Source organism: Nocardioides sp. SR21 (assembly GCF_022761125.1).
Lineage (GTDB): Bacteria > Actinomycetota > Actinomycetes > Propionibacteriales > Nocardioidaceae > Nocardioides.
In genome coordinates this window covers 97,341-122,229 of sequence record NZ_JAKWJR010000010.1, presented here as the reverse complement: position 1 = coordinate 122,229, position 24,889 = coordinate 97,341, and the positions used below count along the sequence as shown (strand labels likewise).

The window sequence follows — 24,889 nt, the reverse complement described above, 5'->3', positions numbered from 1 at the left end:
AGAAGACGAGGAACACCGATGACCCTGCGCGAGACGCGCCGCATCCTGCTCGACGGCAACCCCGTCGACGTCGTACGCCACGGCGAGTCCCTGGTCGCCGGCGACGGCCGCGAGGTGGCGATCGCCGAGGCCCGCCACCTGCCGCCGGTCACCCCGTCGAAGATCGTGTGCGTGCACCTGAACTACATCAGCCGGGTGCGCGAGATGCAGACGACGCTGCCGCCGGCACCGACGTATTTCCACAAGCCGGTCTCGGCGCTGAACTCCCACGACGCCGCGGTCGTGCGGCCCGAGGGCTGCAAGTGGCTCAACTACGAGGGCGAGATCGCGATCGTCATCGGGCGCACGGCGCGCAACATCTCGCCGGCCGAGGCGGGTGACTACATCCGCGGCTTCACGGTCGCGAACGACTACGGCCTGCACGACTTCCGCGACACCGACTCCGGCTCGATGCTGCGGGTGAAGGGCGCGGACACGCTGTGCCCGGTCGGCCCCGGCGTCATCGAGGGCTGGGACTTCCGCGGCAAGGGCATCCAGACCCGGGTGAACGGGGAGGTGAAGCAGGACGGCAACACCGACGAGATGGAGTGGGACATGCACTACCTCGTCGCGGACATCGCGCGCACGATCACGCTGCAGCCCGGCGACCTGCTGCTGTCCGGTACGCCGGCCATCTCGCGCACCGTCTATCCCGGCGACGTCGTCGAGGTGGAGGTCGAGGGCCTCGGCACGCTGCGCAACCACATCGTGTCCGGCCCGACGCCGATCCGCACCGACGTCGGCGCCCAGGTGACCGAGTCCGAGGAGGTCCTGTCGACCGCCCAGGGTGGCGACTGGGAGTTCCGCGGCATCCGCAAGCCGAAGCCCGCGGCGCACTGATGACCACCGATCACGTCGGGACGACCGACTGGGCCGCTCGGGCCGCTGAGCTGTCCGTGCCGGGCGGGGTCTTCGTCGGTGGCGAGTTCCGCGAGGCGGCTTCCGCGCGGTCCATCGTCACGCCGCGGGACGGCTCGACCCTGGGTGACCTCGCGTGGGCGGACGCGGCCGACGCCGACCGGGCGGTCGCGGAGGCGCGGCGCGCGTTCGACCACGGCCCGTGGCCGCGGCTGCACCCGCGCGAGCGCGGCGAGATCCTGCAGGCGTTCGCTGCCCTGGTCGACCGGCACCGCGACGAGCTCGCGCTGCTGATCAGCCTCGAGATGGGCAAGCCGATCCGGATCGCTCACGAGATCGAGCTGCGCGCGCTGGTCCGGACGCTGCGCTACTACGGCGAGCTCGCCGACAAGGAGCACGGCGAGATCACGCCGACCACCGACGGGGACCTCTCGCTGGTCACCCGCGAGCCCGCCGGAGTCGTCGCGGCCGTGGTGCCGTGGAACTTCCCGCTGACCCTGGCCGGTTGGAAGATCGGCCCGGCGCTCGCCGCCGGCTGCACCGTCGTGCTCAAGACCGCCGAGCAGTCACCGCTGTCGATGCAGCGGGTGGCCGAGCTCGGGCTCGAGGCCGGGCTCCCACCGGGCGTCCTCAACGTGCTGAGCGGAGACGGCGTCGTCGTCGGTCGCGCGCTGGGGGAGCACCACGACGTCGACATCCTGACGTTCACGGGATCGACCGCCGTCGGCCGGCACTTCCTGCGGTACTCCGCGGACAGCAACCTCAAGCGGGTCTACCTCGAGCTCGGCGGGAAGTCGCCGAACATCATCCTTCCCGACGCCCCCGACCTCGACGCCGCCGCGGACACCGCCGCCTGGGCGATCTTCTTCAACTCGGGCGAGATGTGCACGGCGGGCTCGCGCCTGGTCGTGCACCGCGACGTCGCCGAGCAGGTCGTCTCGCGCATCGTCGAGACGTCGGCGCAGTGGGCGCCCGGGGACCCGCTCGACCCCGCCACCAAGATGGGCCCGGTCGTGGACGAGCGCTCCCTGGAGCGGATCCTCGGCCAGCTCGACGAAGGTGTCGCGGCCGGCGGGCAGGTCCGCGTCGGCGGCCGGCGTACGCGATCGGAGAGCGGAGGCCCCTACCTCGAGCCGACCGTCGTCACCGGCCTCGCGCCCGACAACCTGCTGGTCCGCGAGGAGCTGTTCGCTCCCGTGCTCTCGGTGCTCGAGGTCGGCGACGAGGACGAGGCGGTCCGGGTCGCGGGCGACACGCCGTACGGCCTGGCCGCCGCGGTGTGGACCTCCGACCTCGGTACGGCGCACCGCGTCTCGCGCAAGCTCAAGGCCGGCACGGTCTGGGTGAACTGCTACGAGGAGGGCGACCTCAGCGTGCCGTTCGGCGGCGTGAAGCTCTCCGGCTTCGGTCGCGACAAGTCGCGGCACGCGCTGGACGAGTACACCGACCTGAAGACGACGTGGATCCACTATGGGTGAGCGCCGCCCGCGCATCGCGATCCCCGCACGCTTCTCGACCAGCGCCTCGGCGCTGCGGTCCGGCGCGGAGGTGACCTCGCGCAACCTGGTCGAGGCCGTGTGGGCCGCCGGGGGAGAGCCGCTGGTGATCCACCCCCATGCACCCGCCGGTATTGCTGACGACGCTGAGGTCGCGTCGCGGCTCGAGGTCGCGGACGGCGTCCTGCTCCCCGGCGGCGGCGACCTCGCCGCGCACTGGAGCGGCCAGGAGGCCCACGCCACCCTCTATGACGTCGACGACGAGCAGGACGCCTTCGACCTCGCCGTCGCCCGGGTCTGCCTCGCCCGGGGCATCCCGCTGCTCGCGGTCTGCCGCGGCCTCCAGGTCGTCAACGCGGCGCGCGGCGGCACGGTCGTGCAGGACATGGACGAGACGTACGGCGAGATGCGCCACCACCGCCACCGCGTCCACGCGATCGCGGTCGACGAGGGCTCGCTGCTGTCCTCGGTGGTCGGCGACAAGATCGAGTCCTCCTGCTACCACCACCAGTGCCTCGCCTCGCTCGGCGAGGGCATGCACGTCGTCGCGCGCTCCGAGGAGGGTGTCATCGAGGGCGTCGAGATCCCGCAGGCGCCGGGCTGGTTCCTCGGCGTGCAGTGGCACCCCGAGGACACCTGGGCGACTGATCCGCAGCAGCTCGCGGTGTTCAGCGCTGTGGTGGCGGCCGGGCGTCGGTAGTACAGCAAGGCACCTACCGGGCCTTGCGGACCTGCTGATGGCGGACGTTCAGGAGTGCGGGCATGTCGCCACCAGCGGGGCCACCCATGCTTGCGACGTGGTCACTGGCGCCAGGCCTTCTTCGGGGGCGGGAACGTTGCCCGGATGTGAAGGCTCGTCGCTCCCCGGCCAGCTGAGAGGCGGCTCCGAGTTCGAACCCGAGCTTGCTGAGCTGAACGCCCAGGGACCCGTCGATGGCGTACGTTCGATTGCTTCGGGGGCCCTGGCTGGTCGTCCCACTGCCGCGAGGCAGCCGCGAGGATCGCGATACCCACCCGTCTAGGGTCTCGATATGGAGGCCATCCCGCTGAGCAGCGTCGTGCCCGAGGGCTTCGACCCGAGGCAGTACAAGGTCCACTTCGCCGTCTGGAACCAGGTCAAGCACCCCATCGACGTTCTAGCGACCAGCCCCGAGGAATGGCAGGGCTGGAACTCGTGGAGAAGTGTGAACAACGACTTCAACCGCGACTTCATCTTCTCCGTGGCTCAGGACAAGCACGACGCGACGCTCTGGCTCTTCGGTGGAATCTGGCAAGTCCTCGAGCGCGGGCCCGAACCGCATGCACAGTCGTACAAGGTGGCGCTGCGCGACGACCTGATGGGTCCGTTCGTTCGTCGGCTCTGGCTCCGCCACAAGAGGTCTGGCCGCAACATTCGCCAGCGGATGGAGTCGGTCCTTCCGATGGTGACGGTCTCCTCCATCCTCGAGGCGCCCTTCGCCGGCGACCCGTTTCCGGGCCACGACCGGATCAACCACAGCCTCGCCGATCTTCAGGCAGTCGTCAGCCAGGCCAGGGCCGACTGGCGGATCGCGTTGGAGAGCATGAAGGGCGTCTACGTCATCCACGACAGAGAGACCGGACAGCGGTACGTCGGCTCGGCGTACGGCGACACTGGGATCTGGCAACGCTGGGCTACCTACGCGGCCACGTTGCACGGAGGGAACGTCGGGCTGAAGGCACTCCTCGATGAGAAGGGTGACGAGTACTACCGAACCAACATGCGGTTCGCTCTTCTGGAGTACTGGTCGATGCGAACCGACGACGACCACGTCCTTCAGCGCGAGTCGTACTGGAAGGACGTCCTCCACGCACGATCGCTGGGACACAACAAGAACTGACCAGCGTCAGACACTGATGCCGATGAGCGGCCTCGCGTTGCGGACCGGCAGGCGTCGCCCGCGCTTCCGTCGCGAGCCGGACGCGTTGATCTACCGCGCACAGCAACGGGAACGGGGTCTCGTCAGGACTCGAGCGGCGCCGTGAACCACTCGGATGCGACGACCAGGCCGGCTGCCTGGAGCGCGGCACGCTTCGGTCCGTCGTGAGGACCCGACGCCACCACGACCTGGACGGCACCCCGCGCCCGTGCCCAGGCTGTCGCTTCGTCCAGCAGTGCGGCGCCTGCCGTCTCCCACCTGTCAGGGGACGACACTGCGAAATCATCGATGAGCGATGAGAGGCCGCCGGGGTCGTAGACGGGTGGGGCGTTCAGGGTGGTGACGATGACGAAGCCGTCCACGTCGCCGTGGGAGTCCTCGTGCACGAATGTTCCTACGTCGAGGTGCTCGACAAGCTCGGAGAGCCAGGGCCGGTGAACATCCTTGGCGTTGGCGGCGGGTCGCTGAAACACCGGGGCATGCGGTTCGTACTCGCGTCTCGCCCTGTCCGCCAGCTCGACCATGCGCTCGACGTCGGCAACGGTCGCCTCTCGCGCAGCCATGTCGCCGAATGTATCGGCGCCGACCCCGGATGCCGCGACTCGCGATCCGTGTTGAGCGACGTGTGCATCTGTCCGCCGCGACACGGCGCACATCAGGCGGCAGTTCTGTTCGTCGTCATCCGACCATCGCGACGTCTGCTGGGCGAGCCTCAGCCCTGCATCTCCGCGAGTGTGTGACAGGTGAGCGCCGCGGCCGCACGGTCCTCGGCTTCGTCGCTGCGGCTGGCCTCGTAGAGCGCGTGGTAAAGATCGAACGTCGTCTCCGTGAGACCGTCGATCTCCTGCTCGTTGAATCCGTTGACCCGCTGGAAGATCGCGTAGTGCAGCTGGTAGTCGGTGTGGATGTTGGTGGCTACGGCCTTGCACGCCACGTCGACCAGGGTGGACGGCACCCCCTCGGGAGCATCGTCGTAGATGGTCCGTACCCCGCTCATCGACTGCGTCCAGACGTCTCCCTCGGCAAGCGTCGACGCGACCGACTCGAGGACGTCCTGCTTGACGTTCGCCTGGGTCGCCAGGCGTTCGATGTCGGCCGGCGCGAGGGTGAGGGCGTCGTCGGCGCTACTGCCCACGATGCCGCTCGCCTCAGATACCGCGTCGGCAGGTATCGCGGTCTCCTCGTCGCCACAGCCGCCCGCCAGGAGGGCAAGCAACGTGACGATCACGGCTCGCGCGCGCGTCGGCATGCCCACTCCCTTCGCGGTAGCCGGACCAGTCGGGTCCCGCGAGCCAGTCCAGGTTGCGGATGCTGGACCTGTCAAGAGCTGCCTGCCAGCGCGTCGCTGCTCGCAACGACCTCGAGGAGCGCCTTCATCGGATGCCCGACCAGCGAGCGCATCCGGAGCGCCGCCGGGCCGCCATGACGTGGACCGCACGCGTGGGATGGAGGACTATCGAGATGAACTCTCCAGAAGGAAGTGGCCGTGATGTGGTTGCTGCTGCTCGTCGTCGTCCTCGCGATCGCCGGAATCGCATTCTGGGTCGACAGGAAGCGCAGGCGCGCCGGTCTCGGTGACCCGCGGTGGTCGCAGCACGATCAGTGGGGCAGCGGAAGCGGCGGCGGCAGCTTCTAGACGACGCAGCCCGTTCTGGGAGTCGTAGCCCGCGACGGGCGTGGGCATCTCGTCGGCCACAGCCTCGCGGGTGTGGGCAGGTACGTCGATCCGCCGCCTTCCAGCGCAGGCAGGCCCCTGGTCGGGGTGCCTTCCCAGCCGCTTCGGACAGTGGGACCATCGGCCAGGAGGTCCGAGATGCCGCGCCAGATCATCACGACACCGAACGCACCGAGCTCGCCGTTCTTCAGCCAGGGAGTCAAAGCGGGCTCCCAGGTGTTCATCTCAGGAACGACCGGCATCGACCCGAGCACGGGTCACCTGGCCGGCGACAGCATCCAGGCTCAGACCCGGCAGGCGTTGACGAACTGCGAGGCCATCCTGCGCGAGGCCGGCGGCACGCTCGACGACGTCGTCGAGGTAGGCGTGCTGCTCGCCGATCCGGGCGACTTCGTGGGCATGAACGAGGAGTACGCACGGTGGTTCCCGTCTGATCCACCGGCGCGCTACGCGGCCAAGCTGGGAGCCGAGATCCCGGGCTTGCTCGTCTCCATTCGCATGACGGCTTCCGTTGGCTGAGGAGCGACTCGACTACCCGCCTCTACGGTCCGCTGCGCCCGGGGTCTCGCCGTGCTGCGCGCGCAGCAGACATCCTCGAAGGCTCCGTGCCATCACGGCTCGGATCCCGCCCTCGAGTCCGTGTCTCGAGGAGCCTGTGCGATGACGTCGTCGAGGAGGCGCCTGGTCTCCTCGAGGCGGGCGATCTCGGCATCGAGGCGCGAGCGCTCGGCCAGCAGCGTCCGGGTCAGTCGAGGGGTCTGGTTCGCTGGCTCACTCATGCACGGGAGCACGTCGTCGATGGTCTCGGTCGAGAGGCCCGCGGCGAGCAGGTTGCGGATGAGCCCGACCCGGTCGACCGCCGCGTGGTCGTACTCGCGTTGGTTGCCCACGGTCCGCTCGGACCGGAGGAGGCCGCGCTGCTCGTAGTAGCGCAGGGACCGAACGCTCGCCCCTGTTCGCTCGGCCAGCTCTCCGATCTTCATCGCCATCTCCACGGACTCGACTTGCACCTGACATCAGTGTCAGGTTGCACCATCGTTCCATGACCAACTCTCCTGCGCCCCGTCAGCTGCGGCTCATCATCGAGGCGGACGACTTCGACGAGGCTGTCACGTTCTTCCGCGACGTCCTCGGCATGCCCGAGCAGATCGCCTTCGCCACGACCGGCGACGACCGCGTCTCGATCCTGCACGCCGGTTCGGCGACCATCGAGGTGGCCTCGCCCCAGCACGCCCGCAACATCGATGAGATCGAGGGGGCACCACCGGCGGCCGGCCCCACGCTCCGTCTCGCGCTGGAGGTCGCGGACACCCGTCAGGCCGTCGAGGCGGTGACGACCGTCGGCTCGCGCGTCATCGCCCCCCCGGTGGAGACGCCGTTTCGCAGCCTGAATGCGCGGGTCGAAGGACCCGCCGGTTGGCAGGTGACCTTCTTCCAGGAGCTCGAGACCTTGGAGCAGCGCTCCCAGCGCGACGGGTTCCACACCGACGACGAGCGCGAGCGCTGACCCAGGAACGGTCTCAGCCGCCGACCTGCCCGCACCGCGATGAGCGCGAACCGGAGATGCGTCCGGTGAGTGGCGAGGTACGGCTGGATCGCCCCCGGCCGCGGACTATTCCTTCTTGGTCTTGACCGTCGAGCCCAGGCCTCGATCCCGCGCCAAGCTGTGCAGCCAGCGCTTCGCTGCGAGGTGTCAGCCACCGAACAGGGCCTCGACGTCGGGCAGCCGATCGAACCGTGAGAACGTCCCCGCCTCCGCGATCTCCCGGGCGGCCGCTAGGACTCCGTCCCAGGCGGTGCGCGCCAGCGTGCCTCCGACGCTGATCCGACGCACCCCGAGCTGCGCGGCCTCGGCGACGTTGGTGAACGGAGAGTTGATCAGGAGGTTCACCGGCTTCGGCGACACCGCAGCCACGATGGCCGACACGTGCTCCAGGTCGTCGATCCGCGGAGCATAGAGGCAGTCGGCGCCGGCTTCGGCGTACGCGCGGAGCCTGCGGATCGTCTCGTCGATGTCCGGAGCTCCACAGACGAAACCCTCGGAGCGGCCGGTGAGGACGATCCCCGTGCCGCTCTCGTCGATCGCTCGGCGGGCGGCGGCAACGCGCTCCACCGCCAGGTCGAAGTCGAAGAGAGGTGCGGCCTCGTCGCCGGATGAGTCCTCGATCGAGAGCCCCGCGATCCCTGTCTCCGCGGCCAGCCGCACATTCGCCGCAACGCCGGCAGGATCCACCGCGAAGCCGTCCCTGAAGTCAGCGTTCACCGGCACAGTCGCCGCGGCAGCGATCTGGCGGAGATGTTCGAGCGTCTGGTCGCGCGTGACCTCGGCGTCCGGACGGCCGAGCGACCAGGCCAGTCCGGCACTCGTCGTGGCCAACGCCTTGAATCCCAGCTGTTCCAGGATCCGCGCGGTTCCCACATCCCAGGGGTTCGGCATCACGAAGCACCCCGACGCGTGCAACCTTTGGAAATCCGCGATCCGATCTCCGTGCCCGTCCATGTCACACCTCGCGCAGCAGGCTCAGAACCCGCCACCTCCGTCGCCCCGTCGCCAGGCGAGCCGCCGCTGGAGTTGGGGGAGTGCTACTCCGCGGGCCCGAGCGGCCCGGTGTCCGGGGTGGCAGATCATCCAGCTCTGATCATGCGCTCGGCCCCACTCGATGTCGATCCATGGCTCCCGCATTTTGTCTTCGGTCGACGGTCGCCACGAGCTTCGATGACGAACCGCCCCGCGAATCGTGAGATCTCGACCGCCTTCATTCCGCCGCGATGGGGTGACGATCGCCTTCGGTGCGGAAGGATGGTGGCTCCGCGATCCAGGAGGCACACCCATGACCGATGAATCCATTCGTCTCGCCGTCCTGATCGACGCGGACAACACGTCTGCCAAGTTCGTCAGGGAGATGTTCGACGAACTGGCCGGGTACGGGACCATCACCGTCAAGCGGGCCTATGGCGACTGGAGCAGCGACGGCCTCAAGGGCTGGCGCGAGGTGCTCCTCGGGAACGCGATCTCCCCTCGGCAGCAGTTCGCCTACACCTCCGGTAAGAACGCGACCGACTCGGCGCTGATCATCGACGCCATGGACCTCCTGTACTCCGGCAACGTGGACGGCTTCGCCCTGGTCTCGAGCGACAGCGACTTCACGCCCTTGGCGATGCGCCTGCGTGAGTCGGGCAAGAGGGTGATCGGCGTCGGGCGGCGCAAGACCCCGAAGGCGTTCGTGGAGGCCTGCGAGCGGTTCCTGTTCCTCGAGGTGTTCACCGAAGCCGCGGCCACGCCCGAGCAGACCGACGAGAACCCGCCCCGGCCGATCCAGAGTGTCCTGACGAAGGCGCTCAACAAGGCGCCCTCCGATGATGAGAACTGGACCTCGCTCGCCGCGCTGGGCAACCACCTGAACCGGACCGATCCGTCGTTCGACTCCCGCAACTACGGGTTCGGCAAGCTCAGCGACCTGGTCGTCCAGCAACCGTTCCTCGAGACCAAGACCGTCAAGAACACCTCGGGACGAGGGAGCCTGTGGGTGCGGCTGCGCGGGCGGAAGCCGGCGCCGGCGGAGCCGGCACCGCCCAGCACGCCCAGCGCCACGAAGAAGTCGCCGGCCAAGAAGTCGTCAGCCAAGAAGACCGCCGCGACGGCTGCGAAGAAGTCCGCGGCGCCGTCGGGCTAGCCGACGAGCGAGCGCCAGGGCGGGGGCGGCCCTGGCGCTCGCAGTCAGAGGATCTCTACTGGTTGATCGCCTCCCAGCCCGACGCGTACAGGAAGATCACGTACGCCATGGCGTCCGCATTCATCTGCAGTGCCTTGATGCTGAGGTTGTCGATCGTGTCGCAGGCCTGGTGGTAGCACGGGTCGAACGGCTCACCCGCGGTGCCGCCCCACTTCGCTGCCTGCTCGGCGGTCTTCTCGACTTCGGCTCCGGTGAACAGGCCGCCGGCAGGTACGCCGTTGTTGATGAAGGCCTGGTAGTCGGAACGGCCGTCGAACGCGCTCGGCTCGGTCGGCTCGCCGCGAAGGTCGAAGTACTCCTGGAACAGCGCCTCGATGTCGTCGGAGCCCTCCGGCCCGACGAGGCCGAACCCGGATCCGTCGCCGTCGTAGATGAACAGGCCGTAGTTGGGCGAGGCCACCATGTCGAAGTTCAGGTACATCTCGATGCTCGCGAGCTCCTCGTCGGTCAGGCCGGCGACGTACGCGTTCGACCCGACCAGGTTGGCCTCCTCGGCGCCCCACCAGGCGAACCGGAGCTGGTTGTCCAGCTTGCCGCGGTTGGCCGCCTTGGCCATCTGCTCGGCGACCTCCAACAGGGCCGAGGACCCGGACCCGTTGTCGTTGATGCCCGGGCCCTCCGGCACCGAGTCGAGGTGGGCGCCGGACATGACGACGTTCGTGGGGTCACCGGCACGCGACTCGGCGAGCACGTTCGTCGTCGTCCCAGGAACGCGGGTGACGTTCGCGAGCACGTGGAGCTGCAGTCCCGCGATGCCCGAGAGCGTCGCGCCGAGGTCGTACGTCGCGTTCAACGCCGGGATCCCGCCGGTGTAGCCATTGCCCAGCGTCACGGCCGGGATGTCCATCCTGGAGGGGTCAGCGGGGTCGTTGCCCTGGTTGAAGAACACGATGGCGGACGCTCCCGCGGCCGCCGCGTTCTCGCCCTTGATCTCGAAGGTGCAGCTCCCGCGCTGGATCAGCGCGATGTTGCCCGCCGGGAAGCCGGCGAAGTCCGCCGCCTCGCAGCCGCTCGTGGACGTGTTGCCCGCGCCGAGCGCGATGTCGACCGGGGTGACGGCCGCCGTGACGTCCCCGGGCTCCGAGTGGTCGGTCGCCCCGAAGTCGGTGCCCTCGGTGTAGGTGACCGAGCCAGGTGCCGTCTGGGCGAGGACCGAACCACCGAGGTCCTCGAAGATGTTGAAGTCGAACTCCTGGGTGGTGACCAGGTAGCCGGCCTTCCTGAGCTTGTGTGCGACGTACGCCGCCGAGGCGTCGTAGCCCGGTGTTCCGGATGCGCGGGTGCCGTCGTTGTGGTCGGCGATCCACTGCAGTGCCCGCTGGTGCTTGAGGACCTCCGTGACCTTCACGCACTCGAGGACCTTGCGAAGCGAGTCATTGGTGCGATGGTCACAGCCGTGTCCGTGGCCATGGTGGCCGTGTCCGCCACCGTGTCCGCCGTGCCCGCGGTGGGCCTCGGCCGGGGTGGCCGCGGCGAGGCCGGCCATCACGAGGCCGGCTGCGGCCACGAAGAGTGTTGCCTTCTGGGTTGGTTTCACGAGAGCTCCTCCGAGAGATCGGCGTCGCCGTTGACGCCGTTCAGCAATCTAGGGCGGCTCTCTCCGGGCAGAGAAGATCGATCCCGTCCGTATCCGCGATGCGCACCGCAGAACGAGTCGATTTACCAAATCTCGGGGATAGGGCGGACGGCTACCCGCCGTGCCGACTGCGGAACTGGCGCGGGCTCTCGCCGTACTCCTTGGAGAACGCGCGGCTGAAGACGCTGGGGTCGCGGAAGCCCCAGCGGGCGGCGATGCTGGAGATCTGGTCGTCGGCGTTGCGGGTGTCGAGGAGCTCGCCGCGGATCACCTCGAGCCGGCGCTGGCGCACGTGCTCCGAGACCGTCGTGCCGTGCTGCGCGAAGACCTTGCGCACGTAGCGCGGCGTCACGAAGAGGCCGAGGGCGAGGTCGTCGGCGCCGAGGGTCGGGTTGCCGAGGCGGGCGTCGAGCCAGGCGGTCATCCGCTCGAACAGCTCGCTGGGCTGCGACGAGCCGACGTCGAGGTGCTGCTCGGCGAGCACGGCGTGCACGCAGTCGGCGACGGCGTCGCCCAGGTGCTGGGCGGCGGCCGGGGCCGGGGGAGCCGCGAGCTCGGTGATCGTGCGGAGCAGGGCCGCGAGGACCGAGCCGGAAGGGTACGTCGACAGGTCGGCCGCGAAGGCCGGGTCGTTGTCGAGGTCCTGGACCCGCAGCCGCTGGCTGGGGATGCGGACCACGAGGTAGGTGTGGGGGCCGTCGGCGCTGACGCGGTACGGCGTCGCCGCGTTGTAGAGCGCGACCTGGCCGGGGCCGACCTCGAGCCGGCGCCCGCCCTGCTCGACCACGACGTGGCCGGCGGCGACGTACCCGACGGCCAGGCCGTCGCCGGGGGACGGATGGTGCGGGACGACCTCCACCGCGCCGCCGTGGAACAGGCAGCCGACGACCGGGCCGAGCCGCAGCCGCCAGACGGGGCTGGGTGCCTCGCCGGAGGTCACGACGATCGCGTCCGACGCGAGCTCCGGGTCGGTCAGGTCGGTCAGGTAGCCGTAGAGGACGGGCCGCACGCGTCGCACCTCCTGCCCACGGACTTGACCCTCACGGTCGTCGTCTGGACCTGGACGGCCCTGTCGGGCGAGCGCCGTTCCCAAGTCCTTTGGGTCCGAACAATATCGCTCCATCCGGCGCGGAGCAGGGGTTCCGGGCCACGGACCTCAGGAGAACGCAATGGACAACGAAGTCACTCGGCGCAGCCTGCTGGCCGGCGCTGCGGCGGCCGGGGCCGCGGGCGCCGTGGCCGCCGCCGGCTCGTCGGCCGCGGCCGTGACCGGAGCCGGACGCGGCGCGGGCACGCCCGCCCCGGACCTGGTCGTGCTCAACGGCGCGGTGCAGCAGATGGACGCCAGGTCCGGGACCGCCCAGGCGCTGGCCGTGCGCAACGGCAGGATCGTCGCCGTCGGCAGCACGCGGGAGATCAAGCGGCTGGCGGGGCGGCGTACCGAGGTCGTGGACGCCGCAGGCGGCACGGTGCTGCCGGGCATCAACGACTCGCACCTGCACCTGAGCGGGTTCGCGCTGACGCTGCCGCCGCTGTCGTACAACGTCGACACCGGCACCATCGACGCGCTGGTCGCGATCGTGAGGGGCGCCGCCGAGCAGGCGGCGACGCCGACCGAGTGGATCCGCGGGCAGGGTTGGAACGACAACCGGCTGCCGCGGCCGCCGGACCGCCACGACCTGGACGCGGTGTCGGGCGACCACCCGGTGCTGCTGACGGACTTCTCGTTCCACGCGATCGCGGTCAACACCAAGGCGCTCGAGCTCGCCGGCATCACCCGCGACACCCAGCCGCCGGTCGGCGGCGTCATCGAGCGCGACAGCAACGGCGACCCGACGGGCGTGCTGCGCGAGACCGCGCAGGGACTCGTGCAGTCGGTCGTGCCGCCGTTCTCGCCCGACCAGATCTCGCGCGGGCTCGACGTCAGCATCGCGATGCTGCACGCGCAGGGCATCACCAGCGTCACGGACCCGGGGATCGGTGCCGCGACCCTCGAGCTGTACGCCGCCAAGGTGGGCGCCGGGAAGCTGCCGCTGCGGGTGAACGCGCTGCTGTCGGGCGGCACCAGCGTCGCCTCGATGCAGGCCGCCATCGACTCGTACGAGCCGCTCAGCGGCGTGGACGCCCGCTACCTCCGGGTCGCCGGCGTGAAGATCTTCGCCGACGGCATCCCGACCGCGGCGCAGACCGCGTGGCTGCACGAGCCCTACCTCGACGGCACCAACGGCTCGCTCGTGATCGACGGCACCAGCGTCGAGGAGCAGGTCGCGACGCTGCACCGGATGATCCGGCTCGCGAACCGGAAGGGCTTCCAGATCGGGACGCACGCCACCGGCGACGCGACCATCGACGCCGTCGTCGCGGGCTACCTGGCCGCGATGCGCAACAGCCGGAAGCGCGCCGACCTGCGCCACTACGTGATCCACGGCGACCTCACGCCGCCGGCCACGCTGCGGAAGATGGCGCGCAACGACATCGGCGTGAACATGAACGGCACGATCAAGTACCTGCTCGGCCGCACGCTCGACCCGGTCCTCGGCCCGGAGCGCACCGACTACCAGTGGCCGTACCGCTCGGCGCTCGACGCCGGCGTCCGGGTCTCGAGCTCGTCGGACGCGCCGGTCACGTTCCCGTCCTGGCTCCAGGGCGTGATGGCGATGCGGCTGCGCGAGGGCATGTTCGGCGGTGTCGCGGGCGAGGCCGAGCGGATCTCGGTCCGCGAGGCGCTGGCGACGTACACCCGGACCCCGGCGTGGCAGGACCACTCGGCCGCGTGGAAGGGCACGCTGGAGGTCGGCAAGGTCGCCGACATCACCGTGCTCGACGGCGACGTGATGCGGACGCCGCCGCGTGAGCTCGTCGGGCTGAGCGTGGCAGCGACGCTGGTCAACGGCGAGGTCGTGTACGACGGCGCCGCGTCCGGCGCGGGTCGCGCGCGGGCCGGCGCGGCCGCCGTGAGCTCGATCAGCAGCCACACGTCGGCGTCCTGCCTGGCCGAGGGGTTGTGCTGCTGCGCGTTGACCGAGCGCCTGGGCGGGTAGCTGGCGGCGAGGTGGTGTCGAGACTCGTCGCCAGCGCTCCTCGCACCTCAACCACCGCACGGTGGTTGGGGTGCGAGCGGAACGAGCCTCGAGACCACCACCTCGCTGCTCGATCAGCGAGACGACTCAGGACTGCTCGGAGGTCTCCACCAGGGTGCGCAGGGCGGAGGTCATCGTGTCGAGCTCGCGGGCGTCGAGGTCGCCGACGATGCGCGACTCGGTCTTGTTGAACTCGGGGTAGATCTCCTCCATCAGCTCCACGCCCGCGGGGCTGAGCTTGAGGTTCACCAGGCGCCGGTCGGCGGTGCTGGGGATCCGCTCGATGAGCTCGCGCGACGCCAGGGTCTTGGCGACGCCGGTGAGCGTGCCCTTGCTGATGCCGACGGACTCCGCGATGTCGCGGGTCTCCATCGAGTCCCAGATCCAGAGCGTCCACAGCACGAGGAAGCCCGTCCACGTGAGGTCGTGGGGCCGCAGCACGTTGTTGGTGAGGTGGCCTCGGACGGCGTTCGCGGCCCGGTAGAGGCTGAGCAGCGCGTGCGACGCGGCGAAGTCGAGCGGGAGGTGCTGGACCCGTTCGCGCGTGGCCTGCTCGGTCTCGGCGAGCGTGTGACGGTCTGGCATGACCGAAACTCTATTGGCTAGCTGGTCAGAGTCCCGGGAGTGAGGCGTGCCAGCGTGCTGCCGCCGTTCCACTCGACGCCGACCTGCCGGTAGTAGCCGCCGATGACCTCCTCGACCTCGAGCCGCGCGAGCTCCTCGGTCGGCGCCTCGAACAGCCGCAGCTCGGCGTCGCCCTTCCAGGACTGGCCGCCCTCGAACGAGCTGGCGCCCGACGAGATCAGCTCGGCGTACGCGTCGCCGTCGCCGGCGATGTCGGGGAAGACCCGGTGGTGCGCCATCGGGTGGCCGTTGACGAAGCCGTTGGTGTCCGACTCCTCGCGCAGGGTCACCACGGCCTCGGCCAGCCGCCGGTCGGACGCTGCGAGCGTCGCGCCGAAGACGCCGCCGGGGCCGATCTGCGGAGCGGCGTGCGCGAACGGGTGCGGGCGGGTCTGCCACATCGAGCCGAGCTTCTTCGGGTAGCCCTGGTGCAGGCCGCGCGCGATCGCGAAGTCCTTGTCGACCCAGATGAAGACGCACCGGGAGTACGTCGTGCCCTCGAAGGAGCAGCGCACCACGACGAACGCCTCCTTGTACTGCGACCGCACCGGGTCGAGCAGCTGCTCGCGCGAGCCGGAGCACGACTGCCAGTCCGCCCAGATCAGCGCGACCGCGCCCGGGTCCTCCGGCGCGAGCTCGAGCGGCGCCGGCAGCAGCGCCTCGACGTTGGCCGGGTCGGTGCGGTACTCGACGGTGAGCAGATCCCCGGAGTAGTACCAGGGCGGCGACGGGATCAGCGACGAGACCCCGGACGCCGTCCGCGGGTAGAGGAAGCCGTTCATCTCGCGCATCTGCTGCTCTCCTTGTGTCGTTTGGGTCCGTACGATACGGCGAACCGACCGGCTTGGGAAGCCTTGTGCTCCCGGCCACACCGCGTTACTGTTCGGATCCAAACGACTTGGAAGGAACGGCCGTGACCCACTTCGACACCTCCGGTCTCCAGCCCGCTCAGGACCGCCTCACCGAGCAGGGGATCGACGTCGTCCGGCTCGGCTACGCCGACCTCATCGGGGTGGACCGCGGCCGCGACGTCCTGGTCAACCGCTTCTCGCGGACCGTGGGCAGCGGCGTGGCGTTCTGCCGCTCCGTGTTCGGTACGACGCCGCGCGGTGGCGTCGTCGACTTCGAGGGCGGGCTGTCGGCCGGCCTCCCCGACGTCCAGGCCTTCCCGGACCTCGACACGCTGCTGCCGGTGCCGTGGGAGCCGGGCGTCGCGCACTGCATCGCCGACGTCTTCAACCCCGACGGCACGCCGTCGCAGGAGAGCCCGCGCTACGTGCTGCGCCAGATCTGCGAGCAGTTCACCGAGCTGGGACTGACGCCGGTCGTCGGCCCGGAGCTCGAGTTCTACGTGCTCGAGGAGAGCAAGGAGTCGCCGTCCGGCTGGAAGCGCTACGGCGAGGGCACCGGCAACGTCTACACGTCCGGGCTCAAGGGCGACCCCGAGAACGTGCTCCTCGACGCGCTGCGCCAGCTCGGCAACTACGGCATCGACGTCATCTCCGCCAACCACGAGTTCTCCTCCGGCCAGTTCGAGATCAATCTCTGGCACAGCGAGGCGCTCGACGCCGCCGACCGCGCGCACCGCTTCAAGGACGCGATCAAGGAGCTCGCCCGCCGCCGCGGCCAGCTCGCGACGTTCATGCCGAAGCCGTTCAACGACGAGGGCGGCTCGGGCTACCACCTGCACTTCTCGATCGCGGACGCCGACGGCACCCCGCTGTTCCACGACCCGTCCGACCCGCACGGCCTCTCGCCGCTGGCGCGGCACGCGATCGGCGGCATCCTCGCGCACGCCCCGGCGATCGCGGCGCTGTCGAACCCGACCATCAACTCCTACAAGCGGTTCGGGCCCGACACCCTCGCGCCGTGGCTGATCGACTGGGGCCTCGACAACCGCAGCGCGATGGTCCGCATCCCCCCGGAGCGCGGCTCCGGCACCCGCCTCGAGCTGCGCCTCGGCGACGCGAGCGCGAACTCCTACCTCGCGGTCGCCTCGATGCTCGCCGCCGCGCTGCTCGGCATCCGCAACAAGATCGAGCCGCCCGAGCCGCTGGTCGGCTACGGGTACGACGACACCAAGTCGGAGAAGCTGCCCCAGTCGCTCTCCGAGGCACTCGACGCCCTCGAGCAGGACAAGGAGCTCGCCGACCTGCTGGGCGAGCCGCTGGTCAACGCCTTCCTCGCCTACAAGCGCGACGAGGTCGAGCGGTTCCGGACGTGGATCACCGACTGGGAGTTCCACGAGTACACGTACCACATCTGAGGAGACCTCCCATGCCCCGTCATGCACCCGTTCCGCTGTCCGAGGTCGACCTCTCCGACATCGACGGCTTCGCCGACCTGCGTGGCTTCTCGCAGCTCGACACCCTCCGCGCCGAGGACCCGGTCCACTGGACCGACGAGAAGGACGGCACCGGCTTCTGGGCCATCACGAAGTACGACGACATCTGGAACGTCGGCCGCGACTCGGAGTCGTTCACGTCCGAGCGGTTCGTGAACCTCGAGGACGTCGACGACGACCTGCGCGACTTCCGCCGCTCGCTGCTCGAGACCGACGGGCCGCGCCACCAGGCGCTGCGCCGGCTGATCCACCGCGAGTTCACGCCGCGCAACCTGATGAAGAACTACGAGAGCTTCCTGCGCGAGCTGACCAAGCAGACCGTGGACCGCGCGTTCGCGGCCGCAGCCGACAACGGCGGCGAGATCGACTTCGTGAAGATGATCAGCGCCGACTTCCCGATCCAGGTGCTCGCGCGGCTGCTCGACGTACCCGGTGAGGACACCGGCCAGCTGATCGCCTGGGGCAACGAGATGGTCGCGAACTCCGACCCCGACTACGCCAAGGTGCTGCTGGACGCCGAGGAGTCGGAGCAGTACCGGCACCTGCCGTTCCGCTCGCCCACGGTCCAGGACGTCTGGGACTACGGCAACGACCTGCGCCGCGCCCGCGTCGGCGGCGACGGCACCGACCTGGTGTCGATCCTCGCCAACCGGATGCCCGAGGACGGGATCCCGCTGAGCCAGCAGGACTTCAACAACTACTTCTCGCTGCTGGTCATCGCCGGCAACGAGACCACCCGGCACGCGATCAGCAACTCGATGCTCGGCCTGATGGAGCAGCGCGACCAGATGCGGATCCTGCAGGACAAGCCGGAGCTGCTGCCGACGGCGGTCGAGGAGCTGCTGCGCTGGGCGAACCCGGTCTACCACTTCCGGCGTACGGCGACCCGCGACCTCGAGATCGGGGGCAAGGACATCAAGGAGGGCCAGAAGGTCGTCATGTGGTTCGCCTCCGGCAACCGCGACGAGTCGGTCTTCGAGGACCCGTACTCGATCGACGTCACCCGCATCAACGTCGACCACATGACGTTCGGCAAGGGCAGCCCGCACCTCTGCCTGGGCAACGCCCTGGCCCGCCTCGAGGTCCGGCTGATGTTCGAGGAGCTGCTGCCGCGGCTCGCCGACATCGAGCTCGCCGGCGACGTACGCCGCATCCGCAGCAACTTCGTCAACGGCATCAAGGGCTTCCCCGTCAAGATCACCGCCGCCTGATGGCCGCCGCCCCGAGGATGCTGCTGATCCTCAGTGAGAACTGGACGCTGGCTTCGGGGCGGGACCTCCCGGAGCTGGTGCGGTGGTCGCGCGAGGCCGAGGACGCCGGGTTCGACTCGGTGATGCTGAGCGAGCACGTCGTACTCGGCCCGGACGCCGGCGCGCACGGGATCATGACCAACCCGCGGGCGTACGCCGCTCCTGGGAACCAGGACCCCGCGACGCCGTGGCCGAGCTCGTTGCTGCTGTTGAGCGCGATCGCGTCCGCGACGTCGCGACTTCGGCTCGTCGCCAGTGCCGTGTTGGCGCCGTTGCGGCACCCGCTGCTGCTCGCCCGCGAGCTCGGCACCCTCGACCTGCTGTCGCAGGGGCGGCTCGTCGTACAGCCCGGTGTCAGCTGGAGCCGCGACGAGTACGCCGCGCTCGGGGTGCCGTTCGGCAAGCGCGGCCGGATCCTCGACGAGCAGCTCGCCGTGCTGGACCTGGTGTGGCGGGAGAGCCCGGCCAGCTTCCACGGCGAGTTCTTCGACTTCACCGACGTCTACCTGGAGCCGAAGGCGTTCCGCCCGGAAGGGCCGCGGCTGTGGTTCGGTGGGCAGCACGTGCACGGACCGGTGCTGGAGCGGCTGGTCCGCTACGGCCACGGCTTCCACCCGTTCGGCACGCCGACGCCCGACGACCTCGCGATGCTGCGCAGCGGCCTGCTCGACGCCGGCCGTGACCCCGGCGAGATCGAGATGGTCGGCGGCACCCGCGCGACGTTCGCTGACGACGACTCCGTCGCCGACCTCGGCGCCGCGATGGCGCCGATCGCGGAGCAGCTCGAGCAGGGGTTCACGACGTTCTGCGTGAAGCCGTCGCAGTTCATCGACTCGGTCGACGAGCTCCCGGCGTTCCTGCGCGACGTGATGCGCCGGGCCGAGGCGATCGCCGGCTGATCACCGGAACCACACGCCCTCGCACCCGGAGCACCCGAGCTCCTCGGTCGAGCGGCCGTCCTCGTACAGCACCGCGCGCTGGCGCCAGTCGTGCTCGTGCGCCGGCGCCGCGGCCTCGCCCGTCGCCGCGTCGACGCTCATCCCGGCGTCAGATGTCCGAGCGGGTCTCACGCACCGTCTGCCGGCCGTCCGCGTGCGTCGTCGTCGACCGCACCTGGGCGGCGTTGCGACGGCTGAGCGTGACCGCCGTCAGCACCAATGCGAGGACGCCGACCGCAGCCAGGATCCAGCCGACCATCGTCAGGTCCACGCCACTGACCGAGTCCTGGACGGCCAGCGCCAGGATCAGGCCGAGAGCAAGCAGGAAGATGCCGACGCCGTAACCCATGATTCGTCTCCTCGAAAGGTCTGTCCCCGGACCTACTGACGAGACTGTGTCCGTTCGCGACCTCCGCCAAACCGAGGAGCGAGTCAGCCGCCGAGCTCGTCGGCGACCATCCGCTGCACGATCCGGCGTACGTGGCTGACGGCGGCGTCGGCGGCGACGGCGACCTCGGGGCGCGGGCCCTCCTCGTCGAGGATGCTCTGCATCTGCTCCAGCACCTCGCCGACGCGGGCGTAGTAGGCCTCGAAGAGCGGGGTGAGGGTGCCGTCGGCCGCGGCGCTGCTGGCGAAGTTCCGGCTGACCCGCCAGATGTGGCGGGTGCGAGTGGCCGACAGGGGCGTCAGCGCGTGGCTGAACACGAAGACGTGCTGGCCGTCGCGGTCGTCGTGGCCCTTGACCTCGACCGTCCAGCGGTCGACCCAGTAGCCGGGGCCGACGAACTCGCCCTCCTCGACCTGCTCGTGCTCGGCGTCCTCGGGGAGCTCGAGCACCTGGGCGTTCCAGGGCGCGAGCGGCGACGCGTCGAAGCGGCGCCAGAACCGCACGGTCGTCTCGCTGACCTCGACCTCGAGCGGCGGGGTCGGGCCGGCGGTCAGCGCCGGCGGCGCGATGTCCTGGTCGAGCTGGGCGACGTGGGTGATGTCGCAGAAGTTGTCGAGCAGCAGCCCGATCCCGGCCGCGGTGTCCAGCGATCCGCCGAACGTCGTCCACCCGGCGTCGCGCAGCAGCGCGGTGTCCGGCGGCGTGCGCAGCGCGGCGAGACCGGTCTCGCCGGCCCACACCCAGACGAAGCTGCCGTCGTCCTGCACCGGGAAGCAGCGCACGGCGGCGCCGTACGGCACATGGTCCTGCGTGGGCACCGAGACGCAGCGGCCGGCGGGGTCGTAGGTGAAGCCGGTGTACGTCGAGCGGATCAGGTCGCCCTCGAGCACGCCGTCGCTGAGCCGCACCGGCCGGTGGGCGCACCGGTCCTCGAGCGCGACCGGCTCGCCGGAGGTGGTGCGGTAGAGGACGACGGGTACGTCGAGGACGCGGCGCGCGATCGGTGCGCGGCCGACCTCCTCGGAGGCGGCGATCGGGTACCAGGCGTTGCGAGGGATGCTCATCGCTCCTCCTCAGGCGTCCAGCACCAGGCGCGGGCCGCGCGCCCGCGAGACGCACACCATCATGCACTCGTTCGACGCCTGCTCGTCCTCGTCGAGCACGGAGTCGCGGTGGTCGACGTCGCCCTCGAGCACGGTCTGCTCGCAGGTCCCGCAGATGCCCTCGAGGCAGGAGCCGAGGACGCTGACGCCTGCGTCGCGCATCGAGTCGAACACCGACGTGCCGGGCGGCACCTGGATCGTGAGGCCCGAGCGCTGCAGCACGACCTCGAACGCCGCGTCGTCGCCGTCGTCGGCGCGCTCCTTCGGCGTGAAGCGCTCCAGGTGCAGCGAGTTCGAGGGCCAGGCGTGGCAGCGCTCCTCGACCGCGCGCAGCAGCGGCTCGGGCCCGCAGCAGTAGACGAGCGTCTGGGGCGCAGGCGTCCCGAGCACGGCCTCGAGGTCGAGCAGACCGGTCTGGTCCTGCGGCACGAGGTGCACGCGGTCGCCGTACTTGGTGAGGAGCTCGCGGAACGCCATCGAGTCCGACGAGCGGCCGCCGTAGTGGAGGACCCAGTCGGCGCCCGCGGCGTCGGCCTCCTCGATCATCGGGATCATCGGGGTGATGCCGATGCCGCCGGCCACGAAGACGTAGCGCGGGCTGCTGACGAGCGGGAAGTGGTTGCGCGGGCCGCGGATCCGCAGCCGGTCGCCCTCGGCGAGGCGGTGCACGGCCTCGGAGCCACCGCGGCTGTCGGGCGTCCGCAGTACGGCGACCTGGTAGCTGTCGCGGGTCGCGGGGCTGCCGCAGAGGGAGTACTGCCGCACGACCTCGCCGGAGCCGTCGCCGAGGATCAGGTCGAGGTGGGCGCCGGGCGTCCAGGCCGGCAGGTGCGCCTGGTCGGCGGGCCGGAGGGTCAGCAGGACCACGTCGTCGGCGACGGTCTCGGCTGCTGCGACCACGGCGTCGGCCTCGAACTCGCTCATCAGGGGTGCTGCGCTCTGCGTCATCGGTGTCCCACTCGCTCGGTAGTCGTTCGCATCCAAACGATAACCCGTGATGAGCCCTTCGTCCATGCCTACGGAACGATGTGCACATGGGCGCAGGACACTCGCACGGATCGCACCGCGCGGGGCGGGGTGACGACGTCGTCGTGCCGCGCGGTCCGCGCACGGTGCTGCTGGGGGCGCTCGGCCTCTCGCTGCTGGCGACGCTCATCGGCCTGCTGCTGCTCTGGCCGGACGGCGACGAGGTCGCCGAGGTCGCCGACCGGGTCAACTTCGCCGCCCCCGGCGTCACCTTCCCGACCGCGACGGTCGAGGAGGTGCAGCCCGCCTGCGACGGCCCGGGCAGCATGCAGGAGGACTGCGGCAACGTCGTGGTCACCGTCGACGAGGGCGCCGGCAAGGGCGACCCGGCGACCGTGTCGGTGCCGCCCGAGGTGAGCACCTCCGGACTCGCGGCGGGCGACACCATCAAGCTGCTGCGCAGCCCCGGCGCCGAGGGTGCGGACCCGTCGTACTCCTACTTCGGCACGGTCCGCAGCGGGACGCTCCTCCTGCTGTTCGTCGCTTTCGTCGTGCTGGTGCTGGTGGTCGCGCGCTGGCGTGGGCTGTTCGCGCTGTTCGGGCTGGCGTTCAGCGGCCTGGTCATCTGGAAGTTCATGCTGCCCGCGCTGGTCACCGGCTCCTCCGGCCTCGCGGTCGGCCTGGTCGGGTCCGCCGCGATCATGTTCGTCGTCCTCTACACGACCCACGGCTTCTCGGTGCGTACGTCGGCAGCGCTGGCGGGCACTCTCGCGGGCGTGGTCCTGACCGCCGGCATCGGCGTGCTCGCCACGTCGGCCGGCCGGGTCACCGGCATCGCCGACGAGGGCGGTGCCCTGCTCTCGTCGATCGCCGGGGACCTCGACTTCCAGAGCCTGTTCGCCTGCGCGATCGTCGTCGCCGGGCTCGGCGTCCTCAACGACGTCACGATCACCCAGGCGTCGTCGGTGTGGGAGATCCGGGCCGCGGCGCCGACCGCCGGGCGGCTCGAGGTGTTCGCCAGTGGGATGCGGATCGGCCGCGACCACATCGCCTCCACGATCTACACGATCGTCTTCGCGTACGCCGGCACCGCGCTGACCGTGCTGATGCTGCTGCAGCTGTACGGGCTCCCGGTCGCCGACCTGCTCTCGACCGAGGAGATCACCCAGGAGCTGGTGCGCACGATGGCCAGCAGCATCGGGCTGGTCCTCGCCGTACCCCTCACGACCGGCATCGCCACCCTGGTGATGCCCGGCCCGTCTCACTCGTAGGGATGGCGCGGGACGTCGGTCGGCTCGACGCTCTCGGCGTCGATCGCCGGTGCGGCCGAGCGTCGCGTGACCCCGCTCCCGTCGACCCACGTCCCGACCACGTTCACCCAGACGTCGCGGGCGGGTGACCACTCGGAGCCGTCGACGCGCACCCGCACGGCGACGGCGTCCGCCGCGCAGCAGGCGATCTGGAAGCGCGTGACGTACCAGGCGCCGTCGGGGTCGTGGCTCACGAACCCGGTCAGCTCGACCCGGCGGCCGACCAGGCTCGCGCCCGCGTCGTACCGCGCCCGGACGTAGAAGTCGGCGACGTCCAGCCGGACCGGGTCGCCGTCCGGGAGCGGGCGCAGGCCCGACACGGCGCGGCCCGGGTCGCGGTACGGCGTGCTGGCGGTCCGCTCCGCGAAGTCCGCGCCGAGCGGCGGCGGGCTCACGAGCAGCAGCACCACGAACGGCGCGAAGAGCAGCCAGGCCGTCCGCGGCGCGGCCTGCTCCTGGTGCTGGGAGAGCACGAGTCCGGCCGCGAGCGCGAGGAGCACCAGGCCGGCGGCCATGAGCGGCCACCGCACCCAGTCGCGGACGTAGACGAGGTGCTCGTCGGTCCAGCCGAGCCGGATCGCGAACGCGCCGACCACGACGAGGAGGAGCGCCTGTGCCTGCTGGTTCACAGCAGCACCGCCCCGGCGATCACGGCGGCGCTCGTCGCGACGACGAGGACGGCCGGGACGAAGCGGACGGCGAACCCGCTGCCGAACGTCCCGGCGCCCATCGCCGCGAGCTTCACGTCCATCGCCGGGCCCACCACGAGGAACACCAGCTTCGCGGTGTCCGAGAACATCGTCAGGCTGGCCGCCACGAAGGCGTCCGCCTCCGAGCACATGGCCACGACGAACGCGAACGTGGCGAGCGCCAGCACCGCGAGCACGGCGCTGCCGGAGACGGCGTCCAGCAGTTGGCGCGGCAGCAGTGCGCTCACGGCCGCCGCGATCGCGGCGCCCGCCACGAGGAAGCCGCCCGCGTGCACGACGTCGTGCCGTGCGCTGTCGGCGAAGCCGCGCCAGCCGGTCGCGTGCTGGTGACCGGCGCCGGACGTCAGGGGTACGGCGTGCCCGCGCCACTGCCACCACCAGCCCACGGCGACCGCCGTGGCCATCGACGCGGCGAAGCGGGCCGCGACCATGTCGGTGCGGCCCGAGAAGGCGACGGCGGTCGACACGAGCACGACCGGGTTCACCGCGGGCGCCGCGAGCATGAACGTGAACGCGACCGCTGGGGCGACCCCTCGCCGTACCAGGCCGGCGGCGACCGGGACGGACGCACACTCGCAGCCCGGGAGCGCGATGCCGGCGGCCCCGGCGGCGGGCACCCCGAGCCAGGGACTGCGCGGGGTCATCCGGCGCAGCCGCTCCTCGGTGACGAACGCCGAGATCAGCGCGGCGAGGAGCACTCCGCCGACCAGGAACGGCAGCGCCTGGAGCACCATCGCGACGAAGATCGTGCTCCACGTCTGGAGGGCGGGGAAGTCCAGGCGCGGGACCAGCCAGCGCTGGGCCAGGGCGATCAGGACCAGTCCCGCCACGACGACCTGGCCCTGGCTCGGTCGCCGGAGTGCGACGGTCGTCGAGGTGCTCACGGGTTCACGATAATGA

Annotated in this window: 27 protein-coding genes; 13 read left to right on the top strand and 14 right to left on the bottom strand. The window is 70.5% G+C overall.

What is annotated here, in order from left to right; all coding sequences use genetic code 11:
• The first annotated feature begins 18 nt into the window (after positions 1–18).
• The 4 genes from MJ604_RS18785 to MJ604_RS18770 all read left to right on the top strand — a co-directional run bounded on the left by MJ604_RS18785 (position 19) and on the right by MJ604_RS18770 (position 4,252).
• Positions 19–879, top strand: coding sequence for a fumarylacetoacetate hydrolase family protein (locus tag MJ604_RS18785; protein ID WP_243060122.1), 861 nt, complete (start codon positions 19–21; stop codon positions 877–879).
• Positions 879–2,375, top strand: coding sequence for an aldehyde dehydrogenase family protein (locus MJ604_RS18780; protein WP_243060121.1), 1,497 nt, complete (start codon positions 879–881; stop codon positions 2,373–2,375). Before MJ604_RS18785 ends, MJ604_RS18780 begins: the two co-directional genes overlap by 1 nt.
• Positions 2,368–3,093: a gamma-glutamyl-gamma-aminobutyrate hydrolase family protein gene (locus MJ604_RS18775; protein WP_243060120.1), complete on the top strand. Its 726-nt coding sequence runs from the start codon at positions 2,368–2,370 to the stop codon at positions 3,091–3,093. Before MJ604_RS18780 ends, MJ604_RS18775 begins: the two co-directional genes overlap by 8 nt.
• Before the next feature lie 331 nt (positions 3,094–3,424).
• Positions 3,425–4,252, top strand: a complete 828-nt coding sequence (locus tag MJ604_RS18770; RefSeq protein WP_243060119.1) for a GIY-YIG nuclease family protein — start codon at positions 3,425–3,427, stop codon at positions 4,250–4,252.
• 122 nt (positions 4,253–4,374) lie between these two features.
• Here the strand turns inward: MJ604_RS18770 and MJ604_RS18765 are convergent, their stop codons facing one another.
• Together MJ604_RS18765 and MJ604_RS18760 are read right to left on the bottom strand one after the other, a co-directional pair.
• Entirely contained in the window at positions 4,375–4,854 is a 480-nt protein-coding gene (locus MJ604_RS18765) for a hypothetical protein (RefSeq protein WP_243060118.1), read from the bottom strand.
• Positions 4,855–5,003: 149 nt separating this feature from the next.
• A complete protein-coding gene (locus MJ604_RS18760; RefSeq protein ID WP_243060117.1) occupies positions 5,004–5,540 on the bottom strand; it encodes a hypothetical protein in 537 nt (178 codons plus the stop codon).
• Between the two features lie 237 nt (positions 5,541–5,777).
• On the opposite strand from MJ604_RS18760, the gene MJ604_RS18755 reads away from it, so the two are divergent.
• Entirely contained in the window at positions 5,778–5,927 is a 150-nt protein-coding gene (locus MJ604_RS18755; RefSeq protein WP_243060116.1) for a hypothetical protein, read from the top strand.
• Between the two features lie 177 nt (positions 5,928–6,104).
• A complete protein-coding gene (locus MJ604_RS18750; protein WP_243060115.1) occupies positions 6,105–6,485 on the top strand; it encodes a RidA family protein in 381 nt (126 codons plus the stop codon).
• Positions 6,486–6,577: 92 nt separating this feature from the next.
• Here the strand turns inward: MJ604_RS18750 and MJ604_RS18745 are convergent, their stop codons facing one another.
• Positions 6,578–6,949 carry a MerR family transcriptional regulator gene (locus MJ604_RS18745; RefSeq protein ID WP_243060114.1) on the bottom strand — a complete coding sequence of 124 codons (372 nt, stop codon included), beginning with the start codon at positions 6,947–6,949 and terminating at the stop codon, positions 6,578–6,580.
• A 59-nt stretch (positions 6,950–7,008) separates the two neighbouring features.
• Here MJ604_RS18745 and MJ604_RS18740 point away from each other — a divergent pair, with 59 nt between their 5' ends.
• The gene (locus MJ604_RS18740; protein WP_243060113.1) at positions 7,009–7,473 is read left to right on the top strand and encodes a glyoxalase/bleomycin resistance/extradiol dioxygenase family protein; all 465 of its coding nucleotides are present in this window, start codon (positions 7,009–7,011) and stop codon (positions 7,471–7,473) included.
• 186 nt (positions 7,474–7,659) lie between these two features.
• Here the strand turns inward: MJ604_RS18740 and MJ604_RS18735 are convergent, their stop codons facing one another.
• A complete protein-coding gene (locus tag MJ604_RS18735; RefSeq protein ID WP_243060112.1) occupies positions 7,660–8,466 on the bottom strand; it encodes an oxaloacetate decarboxylase in 807 nt (268 codons plus the stop codon).
• A 331-nt stretch (positions 8,467–8,797) separates the two neighbouring features.
• On the opposite strand from MJ604_RS18735, the gene MJ604_RS18730 reads away from it, so the two are divergent.
• Positions 8,798–9,640 carry an NYN domain-containing protein gene (locus MJ604_RS18730; protein ID WP_243060111.1) on the top strand — a complete coding sequence of 281 codons (843 nt, stop codon included), beginning with the start codon at positions 8,798–8,800 and terminating at the stop codon, positions 9,638–9,640.
• A gap of 55 nt (positions 9,641–9,695) precedes the next feature.
• Here the strand turns inward: MJ604_RS18730 and MJ604_RS18725 are convergent, their stop codons facing one another.
• Positions 9,696–11,048: a M28 family metallopeptidase gene (locus MJ604_RS18725; RefSeq protein ID WP_243060110.1), complete on the bottom strand. Its 1,353-nt coding sequence runs from the start codon at positions 11,046–11,048 to the stop codon at positions 9,696–9,698.
• A 340-nt stretch (positions 11,049–11,388) separates the two neighbouring features.
• Entirely contained in the window at positions 11,389–12,285 is an 897-nt protein-coding gene (locus tag MJ604_RS18720; protein WP_243060109.1) for a helix-turn-helix domain-containing protein, read from the bottom strand.
• 160 nt (positions 12,286–12,445) lie between these two features.
• Here MJ604_RS18720 and MJ604_RS18715 point away from each other — a divergent pair, with 160 nt between their 5' ends.
• A complete protein-coding gene (locus tag MJ604_RS18715; RefSeq protein WP_243060108.1) occupies positions 12,446–14,317 on the top strand; it encodes an amidohydrolase in 1,872 nt (623 codons plus the stop codon).
• Between the two features lie 126 nt (positions 14,318–14,443).
• Here MJ604_RS18715 and MJ604_RS18710 read toward each other — a convergent pair whose 3' ends face one another.
• Positions 14,444–14,941 (bottom strand): MarR family winged helix-turn-helix transcriptional regulator, encoded by a 498-nt coding sequence (locus MJ604_RS18710; RefSeq protein ID WP_243060107.1) that lies wholly within the window; start codon positions 14,939–14,941, stop codon positions 14,444–14,446.
• Positions 14,942–14,958: 17 nt separating this feature from the next.
• Positions 14,959–15,771 (bottom strand): acetoacetate decarboxylase family protein, encoded by an 813-nt coding sequence (locus MJ604_RS18705; RefSeq protein WP_243060106.1) that lies wholly within the window; start codon positions 15,769–15,771, stop codon positions 14,959–14,961.
• 122 nt (positions 15,772–15,893) lie between these two features.
• Between MJ604_RS18705 and MJ604_RS18700 the strand changes: the two genes are divergently transcribed.
• The 3 genes from MJ604_RS18700 to MJ604_RS18690 are packed head-to-tail and all read left to right on the top strand — an operon-like array spanning position 15,894 to position 19,473.
• The gene (locus tag MJ604_RS18700) at positions 15,894–17,246 is read left to right on the top strand and encodes a glutamine synthetase family protein (protein WP_243060105.1); all 1,353 of its coding nucleotides are present in this window, start codon (positions 15,894–15,896) and stop codon (positions 17,244–17,246) included.
• Between the two features lie 11 nt (positions 17,247–17,257).
• Positions 17,258–18,535 (top strand): cytochrome P450, encoded by a 1,278-nt coding sequence (locus tag MJ604_RS18695; RefSeq protein WP_243060104.1) that lies wholly within the window; start codon positions 17,258–17,260, stop codon positions 18,533–18,535.
• Positions 18,535–19,473: a TIGR03619 family F420-dependent LLM class oxidoreductase gene (locus MJ604_RS18690; protein WP_243060103.1), complete on the top strand. Its 939-nt coding sequence runs from the start codon at positions 18,535–18,537 to the stop codon at positions 19,471–19,473. The genes MJ604_RS18695 and MJ604_RS18690 overlap by 1 nt, the downstream gene beginning before the upstream one ends.
• Here the strand turns inward: MJ604_RS18690 and MJ604_RS18685 are convergent, their stop codons facing one another.
• The 4 genes from MJ604_RS18685 to MJ604_RS18670 form a co-directional block, all read right to left on the bottom strand.
• The gene (locus MJ604_RS18685) at positions 19,474–19,614 is read right to left on the bottom strand and encodes a hypothetical protein (protein WP_243060102.1); all 141 of its coding nucleotides are present in this window, start codon (positions 19,612–19,614) and stop codon (positions 19,474–19,476) included.
• Between the two features lie 7 nt (positions 19,615–19,621).
• A complete protein-coding gene (locus MJ604_RS18680; protein ID WP_243060101.1) occupies positions 19,622–19,861 on the bottom strand; it encodes a DUF6458 family protein in 240 nt (79 codons plus the stop codon).
• A gap of 83 nt (positions 19,862–19,944) precedes the next feature.
• Positions 19,945–20,964, bottom strand: a complete 1,020-nt coding sequence (locus tag MJ604_RS18675) for a Rieske 2Fe-2S domain-containing protein (protein WP_243060100.1) — start codon at positions 20,962–20,964, stop codon at positions 19,945–19,947.
• A gap of 9 nt (positions 20,965–20,973) precedes the next feature.
• Positions 20,974–21,927, bottom strand: coding sequence for a PDR/VanB family oxidoreductase (locus MJ604_RS18670; protein WP_243060099.1), 954 nt, complete (start codon positions 21,925–21,927; stop codon positions 20,974–20,976).
• Positions 21,928–22,037: 110 nt separating this feature from the next.
• Between MJ604_RS18670 and MJ604_RS18665 the strand changes: the two genes are divergently transcribed.
• On the top strand, positions 22,038–23,240 hold the full coding sequence (locus MJ604_RS18665) for a YibE/F family protein (protein ID WP_243060098.1): 1,203 nt from the start codon (positions 22,038–22,040) through the stop codon (positions 23,238–23,240).
• On the opposite strand, the gene MJ604_RS18660 is transcribed toward MJ604_RS18665, so the two are convergent.
• Both MJ604_RS18660 and MJ604_RS18655 read right to left on the bottom strand, forming a co-directional pair.
• Entirely contained in the window at positions 23,231–23,908 is a 678-nt protein-coding gene (locus tag MJ604_RS18660) for a TIGR03943 family protein (RefSeq protein ID WP_243060097.1), read from the bottom strand. The two genes, MJ604_RS18665 and MJ604_RS18660, sit on opposite strands and share 10 nt — an antisense overlap.
• Entirely contained in the window at positions 23,905–24,873 is a 969-nt protein-coding gene (locus tag MJ604_RS18655) for a permease (RefSeq protein WP_243060096.1), read from the bottom strand. The genes MJ604_RS18660 and MJ604_RS18655 overlap by 4 nt, the downstream gene beginning before the upstream one ends.
• Positions 24,874–24,889 lie beyond the last annotated feature (16 nt).